The organism is Mycobacterium botniense (genome assembly GCF_010723305.1).
In the GTDB taxonomy this organism is placed as follows: Bacteria; Actinomycetota; Actinomycetes; order Mycobacteriales; family Mycobacteriaceae; genus Mycobacterium; species Mycobacterium botniense.
This window is the reverse complement of record NZ_BLKW01000002.1, coordinates 1,389,452-1,406,148: the sequence shown is the minus strand read 5'-3', so window position 1 is coordinate 1,406,148 and position 16,697 is coordinate 1,389,452. Positions and strand designations below refer to the sequence as shown.

At 64.2% G+C, this 16,697-nt stretch carries 13 protein-coding genes; 9 read left to right on the top strand and 4 right to left on the bottom strand.

Annotation, left to right across the window (positions count from 1 at the left end; translation table 11 throughout):
• The first annotated feature begins 14 nt into the window (after nucleotides 1-14).
• The 4 genes from G6N08_RS06560 (at nucleotide 15) to G6N08_RS06545 (ending at nucleotide 4,341) form a co-directional block, all read left to right on the top strand.
• A complete protein-coding gene (locus G6N08_RS06560; protein ID WP_163755405.1) occupies nucleotides 15-929 on the top strand; it encodes a 5-oxoprolinase/urea amidolyase family protein in 915 nt (304 codons plus the stop codon).
• 9 nt (nucleotides 930-938) lie between these two features.
• Nucleotides 939-1,484 carry a GNAT family N-acetyltransferase gene (locus tag G6N08_RS06555; RefSeq protein WP_163755403.1) on the top strand — a complete coding sequence of 182 codons (546 nt, stop codon included), beginning with the start codon at nucleotides 939-941 and terminating at the stop codon, nucleotides 1,482-1,484.
• Between the two features lie 236 nt (nucleotides 1,485-1,720).
• Complete coding sequence (locus tag G6N08_RS06550; RefSeq protein WP_163755401.1) at nucleotides 1,721-3,118, top strand: nitrate/nitrite transporter; 1,398 nt, start codon at nucleotides 1,721-1,723, stop codon at nucleotides 3,116-3,118.
• Nucleotides 3,119-3,195: 77 nt separating this feature from the next.
• The gene (locus G6N08_RS06545) at nucleotides 3,196-4,341 is read left to right on the top strand and encodes a uroporphyrinogen-III synthase (RefSeq protein ID WP_163755399.1); all 1,146 of its coding nucleotides are present in this window, start codon (nucleotides 3,196-3,198) and stop codon (nucleotides 4,339-4,341) included.
• A gap of 162 nt (nucleotides 4,342-4,503) precedes the next feature.
• On the opposite strand, the gene nirD is transcribed toward G6N08_RS06545, so the two are convergent.
• Together nirD and nirB are read right to left on the bottom strand one after the other, a co-directional pair.
• Entirely contained in the window at nucleotides 4,504-4,884 is a 381-nt protein-coding gene (gene nirD, locus G6N08_RS06540) for a nitrite reductase small subunit NirD (RefSeq protein WP_163755397.1), read from the bottom strand.
• A complete protein-coding gene (gene nirB / locus G6N08_RS06535) occupies nucleotides 4,881-7,490 on the bottom strand; it encodes a nitrite reductase large subunit NirB (RefSeq protein ID WP_163755394.1) in 2,610 nt (869 codons plus the stop codon). The genes nirD and nirB overlap by 4 nt, the downstream gene beginning before the upstream one ends.
• A gap of 202 nt (nucleotides 7,491-7,692) precedes the next feature.
• Between nirB and G6N08_RS06530 the strand changes: the two genes are divergently transcribed.
• The 4 genes from G6N08_RS06530 to G6N08_RS06515 all read left to right on the top strand — a co-directional run bounded on the left by G6N08_RS06530 (nucleotide 7,693) and on the right by G6N08_RS06515 (nucleotide 12,235).
• The gene (locus tag G6N08_RS06530; protein ID WP_163755392.1) at nucleotides 7,693-8,133 is read left to right on the top strand and encodes an Hsp20/alpha crystallin family protein; all 441 of its coding nucleotides are present in this window, start codon (nucleotides 7,693-7,695) and stop codon (nucleotides 8,131-8,133) included.
• Between the two features lie 562 nt (nucleotides 8,134-8,695).
• Nucleotides 8,696-9,517, top strand: coding sequence for a succinate dehydrogenase subunit SdhC (gene sdhC, locus G6N08_RS06525; RefSeq protein ID WP_163755390.1), 822 nt, complete (start codon nucleotides 8,696-8,698; stop codon nucleotides 9,515-9,517).
• Nucleotides 9,518-9,569: 52 nt separating this feature from the next.
• Nucleotides 9,570-11,489 carry a fumarate reductase/succinate dehydrogenase flavoprotein subunit gene (locus G6N08_RS06520; RefSeq protein WP_163755388.1) on the top strand — a complete coding sequence of 640 codons (1,920 nt, stop codon included), beginning with the start codon at nucleotides 9,570-9,572 and terminating at the stop codon, nucleotides 11,487-11,489.
• Nucleotides 11,489-12,235, top strand: coding sequence for a succinate dehydrogenase/fumarate reductase iron-sulfur subunit (locus G6N08_RS06515; RefSeq protein ID WP_163755386.1), 747 nt, complete (start codon nucleotides 11,489-11,491; stop codon nucleotides 12,233-12,235). Before G6N08_RS06520 ends, G6N08_RS06515 begins: the two co-directional genes overlap by 1 nt.
• Before the next feature lie 93 nt (nucleotides 12,236-12,328).
• Here the strand turns inward: G6N08_RS06515 and G6N08_RS06510 are convergent, their stop codons facing one another.
• A complete protein-coding gene (locus tag G6N08_RS06510; RefSeq protein WP_163756776.1) occupies nucleotides 12,329-12,817 on the bottom strand; it encodes a flavin reductase family protein in 489 nt (162 codons plus the stop codon).
• 393 nt (nucleotides 12,818-13,210) lie between these two features.
• On the opposite strand from G6N08_RS06510, the gene G6N08_RS06505 reads away from it, so the two are divergent.
• Nucleotides 13,211-15,046 (top strand): acyl-CoA dehydrogenase, encoded by a 1,836-nt coding sequence (locus G6N08_RS06505; RefSeq protein ID WP_163755385.1) that lies wholly within the window; start codon nucleotides 13,211-13,213, stop codon nucleotides 15,044-15,046.
• 273 nt (nucleotides 15,047-15,319) lie between these two features.
• On the opposite strand, the gene G6N08_RS06500 is transcribed toward G6N08_RS06505, so the two are convergent.
• Nucleotides 15,320-16,660: an acetyl-CoA C-acetyltransferase gene (locus G6N08_RS06500; protein WP_246216628.1), complete on the bottom strand. Its 1,341-nt coding sequence runs from the start codon at nucleotides 16,658-16,660 to the stop codon at nucleotides 15,320-15,322.
• Nucleotides 16,661-16,697 lie beyond the last annotated feature (37 nt).

Below are 16,697 nucleotides of genomic sequence, written 5' to 3'. Positions count from 1 at the left end.
GAAAGGAAAGGGTTATGACCACTCTGGAAATCCTGCGTACCGGACCGCTGGCCCTCGTCCAGGACCTCGGCCGGGCCGGAGCGGCGCACCTCGGTGTCACCCGCTCCGGGGCCGCCGACCGCCGTTCGCACCGGCTGGCCAACCGGCTGGTGGCCAACCCCGCCGACCGCGCCACCGTGGAGGTGACGTTCGGCGGGTTCGCGGCGCGGGTGCGCGGCGGCGATGTCGATATCGCGGTCACCGGCGCTGACACCAACCCAACTGTCAACGGAATTATGTTCGGCACCAACAGTATTCATCACGTTCGCGACGGTGAGGTCATCTCTTTGGGTGTGCCGCGCGCTGGGCTGCGCTCCTATCTGGCGGTGCGTGGCGGCATCGACGTGCCACCGGTGCTGGGCTCGCGGAGCTATGACGTGATGACGAAGATCGGTCCGGCGCCGCTGCAGCGCGGCGACCTGCTGCCCGTCGGCGAGCACACCCCGGATTACCCCGAACTCGACCAGGCTCCGGTCGCAGCCATCACCAACGGCCCGCTCGAGCTGCGAGTGGTGCCGGGCCCGCGCGACGACTGGCTGGTCGATCCCGACGCACTGGTGCACACCGATTGGGAAGTCTCCGACCGCAGTAACCGGGTGGGCATGCAGTTGGTCGGCCACCCGCTGTCATATCGCTGTGCGGGCCGGCAGCTGCCGGCTGAGGGCACCGCACGTGGGGCGATCCAGGTGCCGCCCAACGGGTTACCGGTCATCTTGGGGCCCGATCATCCGGTGACGGGCAGTTACCCGGTGGTGGGCGTGGTGATCGACGAGGACATCGACAAGGTGGCTCAGGTGCGGCCCGGCCAGCGAGTGCGGCTGCACTGGTCGCGCCCGCGTCAACAGCCGGCCCCCGCCGTTGTCCGTTCGGCCGCTGGAATCGACTGGTAAATAAGAAGTGTGCACACCCTGGTCCACACCGCCCGCCTGGTTCACACCGCCGATCTCGACCGCGACACCCGCCGCAGCGCCCGCCAGATGGTTGCCGAGGCGTTCGCCGGCGGCTTCACTGACAGCGACTGGGAGCACACACTGGGCGGGATGCATGCCCTGATCTGGCACCACGGCGCGATCATCGCGCACGCCGCGGTGGTGCAACGCCGGCTGCTCTACCGCGGTGCGGCGTTGCGCTGCGGTTATGTCGAAGGTGTCGCGGTGCGGGAAGACTGGCGCGGCCAAGGACTGGCGGTCGCGGTGCTCGACGCGTGCGAGCAGGTGATCCGCGGTGCCTACCAGCTGGGAGCAATCTGCTCGTCAGACCGGGGCCGCGCACTCTTCACGTCGCGCGGCTGGCTGGCCTGGCGCGGCCCGACCTCGGTGCTGGCCCCCACCGGGCCGGCCCGCACACCCGAGGCCGACGGGTCGGTGTTCGTGCTGCCGGTCGGGATGGACCTGGACACCTCCGCGGCACTGACGTGCGATTGGCGCGACGGCGACGTCTGGTAACCACCTGGCAACGGCCCGGCAGCGCGGGATTTCGCACGTGCTCACGGTGGGGCGGAGCCGCGCGCGCCGGGGCCGTCGCTGATCCGGGTGGCCGCCGGTCACTGCTGACTCCCAGCTTTTTCACTGTCACCTCCCAGCCGTTCCAGGTAATTTCGCGCCGCGGCCACAATGTGACGGCGTGACGGGATTGGGGCCTTCCGGGCGCTGGCCGCGGTATCGAGGCACGAGGAGGCTGCATGGCCCGTTCACATCGGATCGTCGACTGGAACCCTGAGGATCGGGCGGCCTGGGACGCCGGCAACCACAAGATAGCCCGCCGCAACCTGGTCTGCACCGTGGCGGCTGATCACGTCGCCTTCTCGATCTGGTCGCTGTGGTCGGTGATGGTGCTGTTCATGCCCCAGTCCGTCTACGGGTTTTCCGCGGGTGACAAGTTCCTGCTAGGCGCGGTTGCCACACTGGTGGGGGGCTGTGTGCGCATCCCCTATGCGTTGGCTATAGCCCGGTTCGGCGGGCGTAACTGGACCGTGTTTTCGGCCTTTGTGCTGTTCATCCCGACCGTCACCACCATCGTCCTGCTGGCGCACCCCGGCCTGCCGCTGTGGCCGTATGTGGTGTGCGCAGCGCTGACCGGTTTGGGTGGCGGCAATTATTCGGCGTCACTGGCCAACGTCAACGCGTTCTACCCGCAGCGGCTCAAGGGCTGGGCGCTTGCGGTCAACGCCGGCGGGGGAAACCTCGGGGTGGCAGTGGTTCAGATCGTCGGACTGCTCGTGCTCGCGCTCGCCGGTGACCGTCAACCGTACTGGGTGTGTGCGATCTACCTGGTGCTGCTGGCCGTTGTCGGCACCGCAGCGGCACTGTTCATGGACAACCTGGACCACTGCATCGAGGTCGGCCACATCCGCTCGATCTTGTCCACCAGCGATACCTGGGCAATCTCACTGCTGTATATCGGCACCTTCGGCTCGTTCATCGGATTTTCGTTCGCGTTCGGCCGGGTGCTCTACATCAACTTCCTGACCACCGGGCAAAGTGCCGCCCAGGCCGCCCTACACGTCGCCCAAATCGCTTTCTTGGGGCCACTGCTGGGCTCCCTCTCCCGGATATACGGCGGCCGCCTGGCCGACCGCTTCGGCGGCGGCCGTGTCACCCTGACGGTGTTCGCCGGGATGATCGTCGCCGCCGGGCTGCTGGTCGGCGTCAGCACCTACGATGAGCACACCGGTCCCGTGACAAGTGGTGTCGCATTGGTCGGCTACGTCATCGGCTTTATCGCCCTGTTCGTGCTCTCGGGGGTCGGCAATGCGTCGGTGTTCAAGCTGATCCCCTCGGTGTTCGATGCACGCAGCCGCTCGTTGGAAGTCACCGAAGCGGAACGGCGTCATTGGTCACGGGCTATGTCCGGTGCGTTGATCGGATTCGCCGCCGCAATCGGCGCGTTCGGTGGTGTGGCCATTAACCTGGCGCTCCGTCAGTCCTACATGAGCACCGGTGAGGAGACGACGGCGTTCTGGAGCTTCCTCATCTTCTACCTCGTGGCTTTGGCTGTCACCTGGACAATGTATGTCCGCCGCCCGGCCCGAGCCTCCGTGCCCGAACCGGACCGCGCGTCAGCGCCGGCTCGTGCGTGATCGGAAACGCAGCGGCAGCAACGTGTCAGCAATTGTGTGGTAACCCGACGGAAACCTGGCGGGCATACATACGTCATATGGGCCAGCCCGACGCGGCCGCGCTCACCGGGTATCGGGTGGCGGTGACCTCAGCAAACCGCGCCGAGGAGCTGTGCGCATTATTGCGGCGGCATGGCGCCACGGTGTGCAGTGCCCCGGCGATCACTATGGTCGCCCTGCCTGAAGACGACGAATTGCACAGTCAAACCGAGGCTTTGATCGCCCAGCCGCCCGACGTTTTAGTGGCCACGACCGGGATCGGGTTCCGCGGGTGGATCGCCGCGGCCGACGGGTGGGGGCTCGCAAACGAGTTGATCACGGCCTTGTCCCAAGCGAGGATCGTTGCTCGCGGACCGAAGGCGAAAGGCGCACTGCGCGCCACCAACCTGCCCGAGGAGTGGTCACCCGAATCCGAATCGTCTCGCGAAGTGCTGGGATACCTGCTCGAATCCGGGGTTGCGGGCCTGCGTCTGGCGGTCCAGTTGCACGGCGCTACCGACGACTGGGACCCGTTCCCGGAATTTCTTGACCGACTGCGTTCGGCAGGTGCTGACGTCGTTCCCATCCGGGTGTACCGCTGGCGGCCGGCACCGGCAGGCAGCGAATTCGACCAGCTGATCACCCAGATCGCGCAGCGACAGTTCGATGCGGTGACGTTCACGTCTGCACCCGCGGCAGCGGCGACGCTGGTGCGCGCCCATGAGATGCGCATCAAAAACCAGCTGCTCGACGCCCTGCGCTCGGACGTACATGCCATGTGCGTGGGTCCGGTGACAGCCCAGCCGTTGCGGCGGGAGGGCGTTCCGACGTCGTCACCGGAGCGAATGCGGTTGGGAGCGCTAGCCCGTCACGTCGTCGACACGCTGCCATCGCTACGGTCTCGCATCGTGAAAGCCGCCGGTCACGTGATCGAAATCCGCGGAACCTGTGTGGTGGTCGACGGCGTAGTCAAGCCGATGTCGCGGTCGGCGATGGCTACTCTGCGGGCGCTTGCGCGGCAACCGGGCACCGTGGTGGCCCGCGAAGAGCTGCTGCGGGTGCTGCCCGGCCATGGCAGTGACACCCATGCCGTCGACACGGCAGTGCTGCGTTTGCGATCAGCGTTGGGTGACAAGAAGATTGTGACGACAGTGGTGAAGCGCGGGTATCGTTTGGCGGTCGACGACGCGACCGAGGTGGCGTGAACCCGGCTACCCGGTAGACCTCATGCCCACGCCGTCGCGGGCCGGGTAGCGGTTGTGCCGGACGCCAGTGACAAAACCCCTGTGCTGAGGGTGTCGTTTGAGAAAAGGGCGCGCTGTGCGCCGGGTCGTGTGATAGCTGTCGCCGCCGCGAAGCACAACCTCCTAGGCGGCAGGCCGACCGACATACACGTGCCCGCCGGGTGTGACGCGCACCGGGTACACCGGCACCGCTACCGTCGGATCGTCAAGACACTGGCCGTCCGCCAAACCGAAAGCCTGCTTGCCGATGGGTGATTGCACCATGGCCTGCCCCGCGCGGTCTCCGACGATGCCGCGTGACATCACCGCAGCCTGGGTGAACGGGTCGATATTGCCGATCGCATACAGCGATCCGTCGTCGAGCCGGAATAACGCTGCCTGCGATCCGTCGTCGAGCAGCACCCCCACACCGCGGTTGGGAATCAGGTGATCGTAGGGGCAGGCCGCGGTCCAGGTTTCGCCGGAAAACCTCTGCCGTTCGGTGGTGTCGTCGAGCACCGTCATGAGATCTCCTTGTTCCCCTCGCTCGATGTCCGCATTCGCGGCATGCCGATCAGCACCGGATCAGGCCGCTCGCTGGGAAGCGCCGGCCGCTTGCGCCCGTTGTGTTCGATGAACGTCACGGTGGGGTCGGGGGCGTCGGGAGCGTTGACGAAGGACACGAAGCGGGCAAGCTTGTCCGGATCTTCCAGCACCCCTTTCCACTCACACCGGTAGTTAGCCACATGGCGCTCGATCGCCGCCTCGAATTCCGCAGCCAGGCCCAGCGAGTCGTTGCACACCACCTCACGCACATGATCCAGTCCGCCGTCGAGGGTTTCGATCCATGTCGCGGTGCGCTGAAGCCGGTCGGCAGTGCGGATGTAATACATCAAAAACCGGTCGATGTAGCGAATCAGCGTCTCACCGTCAAGATCGCTGGCCAGCAGCTGCGCATGCTTGGGTGAAAAACCGCCGTTGCCGCCGACGTAGAGATTCCAGCCCTTGTCAGTTGCGATGACACCCACGTCCTTGGCGCGGGCCTCGGCGCATTCGCGTGCGCATCCCGACACGCCCATCTTGATCTTGTGCGGTGCGCGCAGACCGCGGTAGCGCAGCTCCAAGTCGATGGCCATTTGCACGGAATCTTGGACGCCGTACCGGCACCAGTCGTTGCCGACGCAGCTCTTGACCGTGCGGACCGCCTTGCCGTAGGCGTGCCCGGATTCCATGCCGCCGTCCACCAGACGTTTCCAGATTGCCGGCAGCTGATCGACTCGGGCGCCGAACATGTCAATGCGCTGGCCACCGGTGATCTTGGTATACAACCCGAACTCTTTCGCGACCTGGCCGATGAGGATGAGGTGATCCGGTTCGATGCTGCCGCCGGGAACCCTCGGCACCACCGAATAGCTGCCGTTCTTTTGGATGTTGGCCAGAAAGTGGTCGTTGGAGTCCTGAAGCGATGCCTGCTCGCCGTCAAGGATGTGTTCGGAGCCGGTGGATGCCAGGATCGAGGCGATCGCGGGTTTGCATATGTCGCAACCTTTGCCGTTTCCGAAGCGCTTCAACAGACCGGAGAAACTCCGGATGCCGGTGGCCATGATGATGTCGAACAGCTCTTGGCGCGACTGACTGAAGTGCTCGCAGAGTGCCTTGGACTGTTGCACGCCTTCGGCTTCGAGGAGCTTTTTGAGCATCGGGATGCACGAGCCGCATGATGTGCCGGCCCCGGTATATGTCTTGAGCGCAGAAACGTCGGAGCAGCCGTCACCGATCGCGCACTTGAGCTCGCCTTTGGTGACGTTGTTGCACGAGCAGATCTGCGCCGAGTCAGGCAGCGCGCCCACCCCTAACGCCGCTGCGCCACCACCCGATTGGGCCGGGGTGATCAGCGCGAGCGGGTCACCGGGCAGTTCGGAGCCGACCATCGGCCGCAGCACCCCGTAGCTGGACGCGTCGCCCACCAGGATTCCGCCGAGCAAGGTCTTGGCGTCATCAGAGAGCACCAGCTTGGCGTAGGTTCGGCTCACCGCGTCGTTGACGACGACCTCCAGGCAGTTCGGCGTGGTCCCCATGGCATCGCCGAAACTGGCGACGTCGACCCCGAGCAGCTTGAGCTTGGTCGACAAATCGGCTTGGGGAAATTCCGCAGCGCCGTCCAGTAACCGATCGGCTACCACCTCTGCGCTGGTATAGCCCGGCCCGACCAATCCATAGCAGCGGCCCTCGATCGCGGCCACCTCGCCCGCCGCGTAGATGTCCGGATCGTTTGTCCGGCAAGATAAATCGGTAAGCACGCCGCCGCGCTCGGCGATCGCGAGACCCGCGGCCGCAGCCAGCTCGTCACGGGGGCGGATGCCAGCGGCGAAGATCACCAGGCCCGCGTCGATGACGGTGCCGTCAGACAGGCTGACCCGCACAGACTGCCAGCCGTCGGCATGCTCGACGGCTTGTAAGGACTCGGTTTTCACCGCCAGATGCACTGTGATGCCAAGGTCGGTAATCATCGTGCCAAGCAGCGCTCCGCCGGCCTCGTCGACCTGCTGAGACATCAGGCGCGGCATCATCTCCACGATATGGATCTGCAATCCGAACTGGCGCAATGCATGAGCAGCTTCCAGCCCTAACAGGCCGCCACCGACGACCACGGCAGCTTTCGGGTGCCCGGCCTCCAGCGTGCGCTGGACGTCGGCGCGGATGGCGTCGAGGTCGTCGAAGGTGCGGTAGACGTGGCAGCGAGGCAAGTCGTGGCCGGGAACCGACGGCACGAACGCGGAGGATCCGGTCGCCAGTACCAGTTTGTCGTAGCGATACCGGTGGCCGTCGGCGGTCAGCACGGATTTGGCATCCCGATCGATGGCGACGACGCGGCTGTTCAGCAGCAGCCGCACCCGCTCGTCACCGCTGTAATCGTTACCAGGCAGCGCCAGCCGCTCCCGGTCCCAATGCTCGGTATAGCCGGTCAGCCCCACCCGGTCATAGGCGGCGGTGGATTCCTCGGCCAGCACGGTGATGCGCCACAGGCCGTCGACATCACGAGCACGCAGCGCCTCGACAAGCCGGTGACCCACCATGCCATGGCCGACCACGACGAGGTCGCGAGTCGCCGAACCCCCCACGGAACTCATAGGGCCAACGTAGAACGGCGACGTTGCGGCGATGTCGCCTGATGTGACATGCAGATCACCATCTCCTCACATCAGGGCGGCAGGGCTGTGAGGTGCGGGTTCGCCACCAGCGAACTCCCAGGCGGAACTTTAGCGTGGTCGACTCATGTTTATCTCTGCAGAGCCGGCGTGGTGCCGGCCGGCAACGACGAGGAGACAGCAGATGAGCAATCTGACGTTGTGGTCGCGACCGTGGGACACCGAGCGGTGGTTGCGCGATTTTTTCGGACCTGCCGCCATGGTCGACTGGATTCAGCCCCGCGCACACGACCAGTTCACGCCCGCCGCTGAGATCATCAGACATGGTGATGACGCGGTTGTGCGGCTGGAGCTGCCGGGTATCGATGTCGACAAAGACGTCGCTGTTGAGCTAGATCGCGGGTGGCTGGTCATCCACGGCGAGCACCGCGACGAACACGCGGAGCACGAGCACGGCCGCAGCTTGCGGGAGATCCGTTACGGATCGTTCCGCCGGTCGTTTCGGCTACCGGAGCACGTCACCAGCGACGCCGTCTCGGCCTCCTATGAGGCCGGTGTGCTGACCATCCGGGTCGCCGGTGCTTATGCCCGGCCTGAGGCGAGACGCATCGCCGTCACCACGTAATCCCATGGCGCCGAATCCGGCCGAGCCGTTGCGGCTCGGCCGGATTCGGCTGTAGAGCGGCGGCCCACGATCCGCGTGCGCGGTCGGCACTGTCCCGCCCCGGCAATTGCCGCACCGGCCCAGGTGATCTATCTCACTGCCGGTTCGGTGGATGGTATCGGGGCTGTGATCCGAGACACTCCTCAGGGCAGGCAGTTGCGTTGTCCGACGTTAGTGAACTTGTCCGACCTCACGAACCGATCAGGACCTGTGGCCTTGGCTGCCATCGTTGACAGCGCGATACGGTGACACCCTGGGTTGCGGCGCATCGCCAAGCGCGCCAAGGGGATTCTGAGTGACACCGAATGAGGTCGACGCCCAGGAGTTGGTTTTGAGCCCCTCCCCGGAAACGCAGTCAGACCCAAAGGTCGCGATTCCCGACACGCCGTAGGACACTGGCTTCTGGGGCGACGCCGAGGACGCGGGGATCGGCGGCGCGGGAGGTTCTGACGCACCCCCCGCGAAACGGGGTGCTCCTGCCTGAGTACCCTCCGACAAGACCACCCGAACAGGATTACACCAGATGAGCGCACCCACAGCGAACCGTCCTGCGACCGGAGTCTTCTCACCGGCGCGTGCCCAGATACCCCAACGTACGCTGCGAACTGACCGATGGTGGTTGTCGCCGCTGATCACCGACCTCGGCCTGGGCGCTTTTTTGCTCTACGGGTTCATCCGGGGAATCTGGGGAAGCGCCTATTGGGTCCCTGAGTACCACTACCTCACACCCTTCTACTCGCCGTGCATCAGCGCGTCGTGCGTGCCGGGATCCAGCCATCTCGGCGTATGGCTGGGACACTTCCCGCCATGGGTGCCGTTGGGGATGCTGGTCTTGCCCTTTCTGCTGGCGTTCCGCATCACCTGCTACTACTACCGGAAGGCCTATTACCGCTCGGTGTGGCAGTCCCCGGTGAGTTGTGCGGTGCCTGAGCCGCGTGCACACTACAGCGGAGAAACTCGGCTACCACTGATCATTCAGAACAGCCACCGATATTTCTTCTACGTCGCCATGGTCGTCTCGGTGATTAACACATACGACGCGATCATGGCATTTCACTCGCCGTCCGGTTTCGGATTCGGTTTGGGCAACGTCATTCTCGTCGTCAACGTGGTGCTACTGTGGGTTTACACGTTGTCGTGCCACTCCTGCCGCCACCTCATCGGTGGCCGGCTCAAACACTTCGGCGAGCACCCGATCCGGTACTGGCTCTGGACGCAGGTCAGCCGGATCAACGCCCGGCACATGACCTGGGCATGGATCACGCTAGGAACCTTGGTGCTCACCGACTTCTACATCATGCTAGTGGCGAGTGGCACCATCCATGACTTGAGATTTGTTGGATGACAAGTAATTACACATTCCAGTGGACATTCCCGGATCATTGTAGCGAGGTTTCATGGTTGAGGTCGAACGGCACTCCTTCGATGTAATCGTCATCGGTGCCGGCGGCGCGGGGCTACGTGCGGTGATCGAAGCACGGGAACGCGGCTTGAAGGTGGCCGTGGTGTGTAAGTCGTTATTCGGCAAGGCTCACACCGTGATGGCCGAGGGGGGCGCTGCGGCCGCGATGGGCAACACCAACCCCAAGGACAACTGGAAAACCCACTTCTGCGACACCATGCGGGGTGGGAAATTCCTCAACAACTGGCGGATGGTCGAGCTGCATGCCAAAGAGGCACCCGACCGGATCTGGGAGCTGGAAACCTACGGCGCGCTGTTCGATCGCACCAAGGACGGCCGGATCAGCCAACGCAACTTCGGCGGACACACCTACGCCCGGCTGGCGCACGTGGGCGACCGCACCGGCCTGGAGTTGATCCGCACCCTGCAGCAGAAAATCGTTTCGCTGCAGCAGGAGGACTACGCCGAGCTCGGAGACTATGAGGCGCGCATCAAGGTGTTCGCCGAGTGCACGATCACCGAGCTGCTCAAAGACGGCGACGCCATCTCCGGAGCATTCGGCTACTGGCGTGAAAGCGGGCGCTTCGTGGTGTTCGAGGCACCCGCGGTGGTGATGGCCACGGGCGGGATCGGCAAGTCGTTCAAGGTGACGTCGAATTCCTGGGAATACACCGGCGACGGACACGCCCTGGCGCTGCGGGCCGGCGCCACGCTGATCAACATGGAGTTCGTTCAGTTCCATCCGACCGGCATGGTGTGGCCGCCCAGCGTCAAGGGGATTCTGGTCACCGAGGGTGTGCGCGGTGACGGCGGCGTGCTGAAGAACGCCGACGGCAAGCGATTCATGTTCGATTACATCCCGCCGGTGTTCAAAGGCCAATACGCCGAAACTGAGCAGGAAGCCGACCAGTGGCTCAAGGACAACGACTCGGCCCGTCGCACCCCGGATCTGTTGCCGCGCGACGAGGTGGCGCGCGCGATCAACTCCGAAGTGAAAGCCGGCCGGGGCACCCCCCATGGCGGCGTCTACCTCGACATCGCGTCGCGGCTGCCGGCCGAGACGATCAAACGCCGCCTGCCGTCGATGTATCACCAATTCATGGAACTAGCGGGGGTAGACATCACCAAGGAGCCGATGGAAGTCGGACCGACCTGTCATTACGTGATGGGGGGCATCGAGGTCGACCCGGACACCGGTGCAGCCACTGTGCCCGGTCTTTTCGCCGCCGGCGAGTGCTCCGGCGGTATGCACGGCTCCAACCGGCTTGGCGGCAATTCCTTGTCGGACCTGCTGGTGTTCGGCCGGCGCGCCGGCCTGGGCGCCGCCGACTACGTGCGGGCTTTACGCAGCCGTCCCACGATCCCAGCCGAGGCGGTCGAGACTGCCGCCAAACGGGCACTGGCGCCGTTCGAAGGACCCAAAGGCGGCTCACCAGCCGAGAATCCGTACAAGCTGCAGATTGAACTGCAGGAGTGCATGAACGATCTGGTCGGGATCATCCGCACCGCCGACGAAGTGTCGCAGGCGCTGACGCGGTTGGAGGAGCTGCGCGCCCGGTACGCCAACCTGCAGGTGGAAGGGCACCGCCAGTACAACCCGGGCTGGCATCTGTCCGTCGACCTGCGCAACATGCTGCTGGTGAGCGAGTCCGTGGCCAGGGCCGCGCTGGAGCGCACCGAAAGCCGGGGCGGCCATACCCGTGACGACCATCCTGGAATGGACGCGAATTGGCGCAAGGTGTTGTTGGTATGCCGTGCCGTGGACGACGGCGATTCAGCGATCCCCCGTATCAGCATCACCCGCGAGCCGCAAGTTCCGATGCGAGCCGACTTACTGGAGCTCTTCGAAATCTCTGAACTCGAGAAGTACTACACCGACGAAGAGCTGGTCGGGCACCCAGGACGGAGACGCTAATGACCTACAAGGCGAGCATGCGGGTGTGGCGCGGCGACAAAACCGGCGGCGCCCTGCAGGATTTCACCGTCGAGGTCAACGAGGGTGAAGTGGTGCTGGACGTCATCCACCGTCTCCAGCAGACGCAGACGCCTGACCTCGCGGTGCGCTGGAACTGTAAAGCGGGCAAGTGCGGTTCGTGTTCGGCGGAGATCAACGGTAAACCTCGGTTGATGTGCATGACCCGGATGTCCACGTTCGGCAAAGACGAGGTCGTCACGGTGACGCCGATGCGGACATTCCCGGTGATCCGTGATCTGGTCACCGATGTGTCGTTCAACTACGAGAAAGCCCGCGAGATCCCGTCTTTCACACCGCCCAAGGAGCTGCAGCCCGGGGAATACCGGATGGCGCAGGTCGATGTGCAGCGGTCACAGGAATTCCGCAAATGTATCGAATGCTTCCTGTGCCAGAATGTCTGCCATGTCATCCGCGACCACGAGGAAAATAAGAAAGCGTTCGCGGGCCCGCGCTTTCTGATGCGCATCGCGGAACTGGAAATGCACCCGCTAGACACTCTCGACCGGCGCAGTCAGGCGCAGGAGGAGCACGGCCTCGGCTACTGCAACATCACCAAATGCTGCACCGAGGTCTGCCCGGAAAGCATCAAAATCACCGACAACGCGCTGATCCCGATGAAGGAGCGGGTTGTCGATCGCAAATACGATCCGGTGGTATGGCTGGGTAACAAGCTATTCCGCCGCTGAGGGACCACACGGCTGAGCCCGGGTATGACGTAACCCTTGAGCGGCGCATCCGGAGTTGCTGAGAAGCACGTTTCCTGGGACGCTGGATCGCCGTCAGGTGTTGAGTCGACGAAAAATGCTCCGGTGGAACACGATAGGCGCCACGTTAGGATTCACCTTCACAGCGCAGACCCGCAAGACCACGATGGTGTGATCCCCGGCGGGGATCAGTTGTTCGATCGCGCTTTCCAGCCATACGCTGGTCCCCTTGACGAATACCGCGCCGCCGCCGTTGGACACCGTTTCCACGCCGGCGAAGCGGTCCCCGGTTTTGGCGGCCAGCGTGCGCACTGCCTCGTCGTGGGCCTCACCGAGCACGCTGATACCCAGCAACGGTGCCCGCCTGAGTTTCGGCCACGTTGTCGAGGTGTTCTGCACACAGAACAACACCAGCGGCGGATCCAGTGAGACTGGGACGAATGTGCTGGCCGCCAGACCTTCCCGGACCCCGTCGACCTCTGCGGCGATCGCCACCACACCCGACGGGAAATGGCCGAAAGCCTCCCGCAAGGAGGTGGGAGTGAGCTTACTGGTCGAGGTCAGCGGGCCTGGCATCGGGCTTATATCGCGTCGCGGAACTTTGCACACCTACTCGCCTGAGCCTACCCGCGGCGCGGCGCGCGCGGGACCATCCGGACACGGCAAAACCGTTCACGCTGACCTCTCAGCAGTTGGCCACAAGCTGTGCCTGGCTTCCCTCGACGCACATCGTGAGACCGGACACACCTGCCGTTTGGATACCGTCATCGCAGGTCACGTCGTTGCCAGTACGGCAGCACCACACTATCCAACTAGTTGGTTAATTAGCTCATGGAATTTAGCTCACAGTTTGTTGCGTTGAAGTTACTGATCGGTATAGTTTATCGGTGTTACTGGTGGGTAACTTAATCGCTAAGTACTCAACCATGAAGTGGCGTTCTCAGCGAGGAGGAACACGTGAGCCACTACAAAAGCAATGTCCGCGACCAGGAGTTCACCCTGTTCGAGGTCTTAGGTGTCGACAAAGCGTTTGGCACCGGCCGCTACAGCGAACTGGACGTGGACACTGCCCGCGAGATGCTGGCGGAGATGAGCCGGCTGGCGGAAGGCCCGATCGCCGAGTCGTTCGTCGAGGGCGACCGCAACCCGCCGGTTTTCGATCCTGAGACTCACTCGGTGACGCTGCCTGAGGCGTTCAAGAAGTCAGTGAAAGCGACTCTTGAGGCTGGTTGGGACAAAATCGGCATCGAAGAGGCGCTTGGTGGTACGCCGATGCCCAAAGCGCTGGTGTGGGCACTGCACGAGCACATCCTCGGCGCCAACCCGGCCGTGTGGATGTATGGCGGCGGCGCCGGCTTTGCGAACATTCTCTACAAACTCGGAACCGACGAACAGAAGAAGTGGGCGGTGCTGGCCGCTGAGCGCGGCTGGGGCGCCACCATGGTGCTGACTGAGCCGGACGCCGGCTCCGATGTGGGCGCCGCGCGCACCAAGGCCGTCAAGCAGGACGACGGGTCCTGGCACATCGACGGCGTTAAGCGATTCATTACCTCCGCTGACTCGGGTGACCTGTTCGAGAACATCTTCCATCTGGTGCTGGCCCGCCCCGAGGGCGCGGGCCCGGGCACCAAGGGTCTGTCGCTGTTCTTCGTGCCGAAGTTCTTGTTCGACCCCGAAACCGGTGAGCCCGGTGAGCGCAACGGTGTCTTCGTCACCAATGTCGAGCACAAAATGGGCCTGAAGGTGTCGGCGACCTGTGAGCTGGCGTTCGGCCAGCACGGTGTGCCCGCCAAAGGTTGGCTGGTCGGTGAAGTACATAACGGTATCGCACAGATGTTCGATGTCATCGAGCAGGCACGAATGATGGTCGGCACCAAGGCGATCGCGACGCTATCTACCGGCTACCTGAACGCCCTGGAGTATGCCAAATCGCGGGTACAGGGCGCCGACATGACCCAGATGACCGACAAGACCGCACCGCGGGTGACGATTACGCACCACCCCGACGTGCGGCGATCACTGATGACCCAGAAGGCCTACGCCGAAGGTCTGCGCGCGCTCTACCTCTACACCGCGACCTACCAGGACGCCGCCGTGGCTGAGGCGGTGCACGGGGTGGACGCCCAGCTGGCGGAACGGGTTAACGATTTGCTGCTGCCGGTTGTCAAGGGCGTGGGCTCCGAGCAGGCCTACGCCAAACTGGCCGAGAGCCTGCAAACGCTGGGCGGATCCGGGTTCTTGCAGGACTACCCGATTGAGCAGTACATCCGGGACTCTAAGATCGACTCGCTCTACGAAGGCACCACCGCCATCCAGGCCCAGGATTTCTTCTTCCGCAAGATCATCCGCGACAAGGGTGTGGCGCTGGCGCATGTGGCAGGCCAGATCGAGGAGTTCGTCACAAGCGAATCGGGTAACGGGCGGCTGAAGGCCGAGCGCCAACTACTGGCGACTGCGCTCACCGACGTGCAGGCGATGGCGTCCGCCCTGACCGGCTACCTGATGGCCAGCCAAGAGGATCCCACCAATGTCTACAAGGTTGGGCTGGGTTCGGTGCGCTTCCTGATGGCCGTCGGCGACTTGATGATCGGTTGGTTGCTGCAGCGTCAGGCAGCGGTCGCCGTCGAGGCGCTTGACGCCGGGGCGGCCGGTGAGGATCGTGCCTTCTACGAGGGCAAGGTTGCGGCGGCTTCGTTTTTCGCCAAGAACTTCCTGCCGATGTTGACCAGCACGCGCCAGATCATTGAGACGCTGGACAACGACATCATGGAGCTCGAGGAAGCGGCCTTTTAATCCGCGAGACGTCCGCAGTCCGGTGAGACGTCCGCAGTCCGGTGTTGTTTTACCAGTACACCGCCACCGGGACTGATCCCGGAACAGGGCACCGCCGGATCCCCTCGGTCCGGCGGTGAGCCCTTCCCCGAACCCCGTCACGCACGTCAGGGATGCCCCGCGTTGTCATCGGGTCGGGGGTCGGACGACAACACGGAGCTATCCAGAGCATCGGCTACCCGCCGTGTTTCGTTACCAAACCACCGGCACCAAAATTACGGCCTCCGCCGGGGATCAGGCCTCCACGATCGCGGCTACGCCCTGACCACCAGCGGCACAGATGGAGATCAGCCCGCGGACTGGTTTGCTCACGGACCCTTTTAGCTGCGCCTTTTTCTCGGCAAGCTGTTTTGCCATCTGCGCGAGGATTCGCCCACCGGTGGCCGCAAAGGGATGCCCGGCGGCGAGCGACGAACCATTGACGTTGAGCTTGGAGCGATCAACTGAACCTAGTGCGGCATCTAAGCCCAGTCGTCGTTTGCAATATTCCTCGGACTCCCAAGCCCGCAGGTGCGCCAGCACCACCGAAGCGAATGCTTCGTGGATCTCGTAGAAGTCGAAGTCTTGCAAGGTCAGCTGGTTGCGGGCCAGCAGCCGGGGCACAGCATAGGTCGGCGCCATCAGCAGCCCGTCGTCGCCGTTGACATAGTCGACCGCGGCGGTCTCGGCATCAACGAAATAGGCCAGCGGGGTTAGCGAATGCTGCGCTGCCCAGTCCTCGCTGGCCAGCAACACGACCGAGGCACCGTCGGTCAGCGCAGTGGAATTGCCCGCGGTCATCGTCGCGTCACCGGATTTCACCCCGAAAACCGGACGTAATGCGGCCAACTTTTCCACCGTCGAGTCGGGCCGCAGATTGTCATCGCGGTACAGTCCCAGAAACGGTGTGATCAGGTCGTCGAAGAAGCCGCGGTCGTAGGCAGCCGCCATGTTGCGGTGGCTGGCGACTGCCAGCTCGTCCTGGTCGACCCGCGTGATCCCCATCTGCTTGGCGGTGATGGCGGCGTGCTCCCCCATCGAAAGCCCGGTGCGCGGCTCGCTGTTGACGGGAATCTCCACCCCGAGGGTGGCGGGCAGTTTGCCGACCAGCTTCAGCCGTTCCAGGTTCGACGTGGACCTGCGCAGCTTCAGCAACGTGCGGCGCAGCTCGTCGCCGAAACCGATCGGCGGATCGGAGGTGGTATCCACCCCGCCGGCAACGGCCACTTCGTAGCGGCCGGCGGCGATCCCGTCCGCTGCGGCGATTGCGGCCTGCAGCCCCGTGCCGCACGCCTGCTGCAGGTCAAACGCCGGAGTGTACGGCGACAGCGCTGAACCCAGCACGCATTCACGCATGAGGTTGAAATCGCGGCTGTGCTTGAGCACCGCGCCGCCGATGACTGCGCCGAGTCGTTCGCCGGCGAGACCGAATCGCTCCACGAGCCCGCCCAGAGCGGCGGTGAACATGTCCTGGTTGGACGCCTCGGCGTAAGCGCCGTCGGATCGCGCGAACGGGATGCGATTACCGCCTAACACCGCGACGCGTCGCCTAGTCAGCGAACTCTTCTGAGAAGCCTGGGTGCTTTCAGGGGCCACGTGTGTCTCCCGATTATCTGTCTGGCAGTTACCGCTG

Bases quoted from the DNA above. Each gene is read 5' to 3' on its own strand.
- sdhC (WP_163755390.1), top strand. From the start codon at position 8,696: ATGAGCGCACCCACAGCGAACCGTCCTGCGACCGGAGTCTTCTCACCG.
- nirB (WP_163755394.1), bottom strand. From the start codon at position 7,490: ATGAGTTCCGTGGGGGGTTCGGCGACTCGCGACCTCGTCGTGGTCGGC.
- G6N08_RS06515 (WP_163755386.1), top strand. From the start codon at position 11,489: ATGACCTACAAGGCGAGCATGCGGGTGTGGCGCGGCGACAAAACCGGC.
- G6N08_RS06560 (WP_163755405.1), top strand. From the start codon at position 15: ATGACCACTCTGGAAATCCTGCGTACCGGACCGCTGGCCCTCGTCCAG.
- G6N08_RS06530 (WP_163755392.1), top strand. From the start codon at position 7,693: ATGAGCAATCTGACGTTGTGGTCGCGACCGTGGGACACCGAGCGGTGG.
- nirD (WP_163755397.1), bottom strand. From the start codon at position 4,884: ATGACGGTGCTCGACGACACCACCGAACGGCAGAGGTTTTCCGGCGAA.
- G6N08_RS06545 (WP_163755399.1), top strand. From the start codon at position 3,196: ATGGGCCAGCCCGACGCGGCCGCGCTCACCGGGTATCGGGTGGCGGTG.
- G6N08_RS06520 (WP_163755388.1), top strand. From the start codon at position 9,570: ATGGTTGAGGTCGAACGGCACTCCTTCGATGTAATCGTCATCGGTGCC.
- G6N08_RS06550 (WP_163755401.1), top strand. From the start codon at position 1,721: ATGGCCCGTTCACATCGGATCGTCGACTGGAACCCTGAGGATCGGGCG.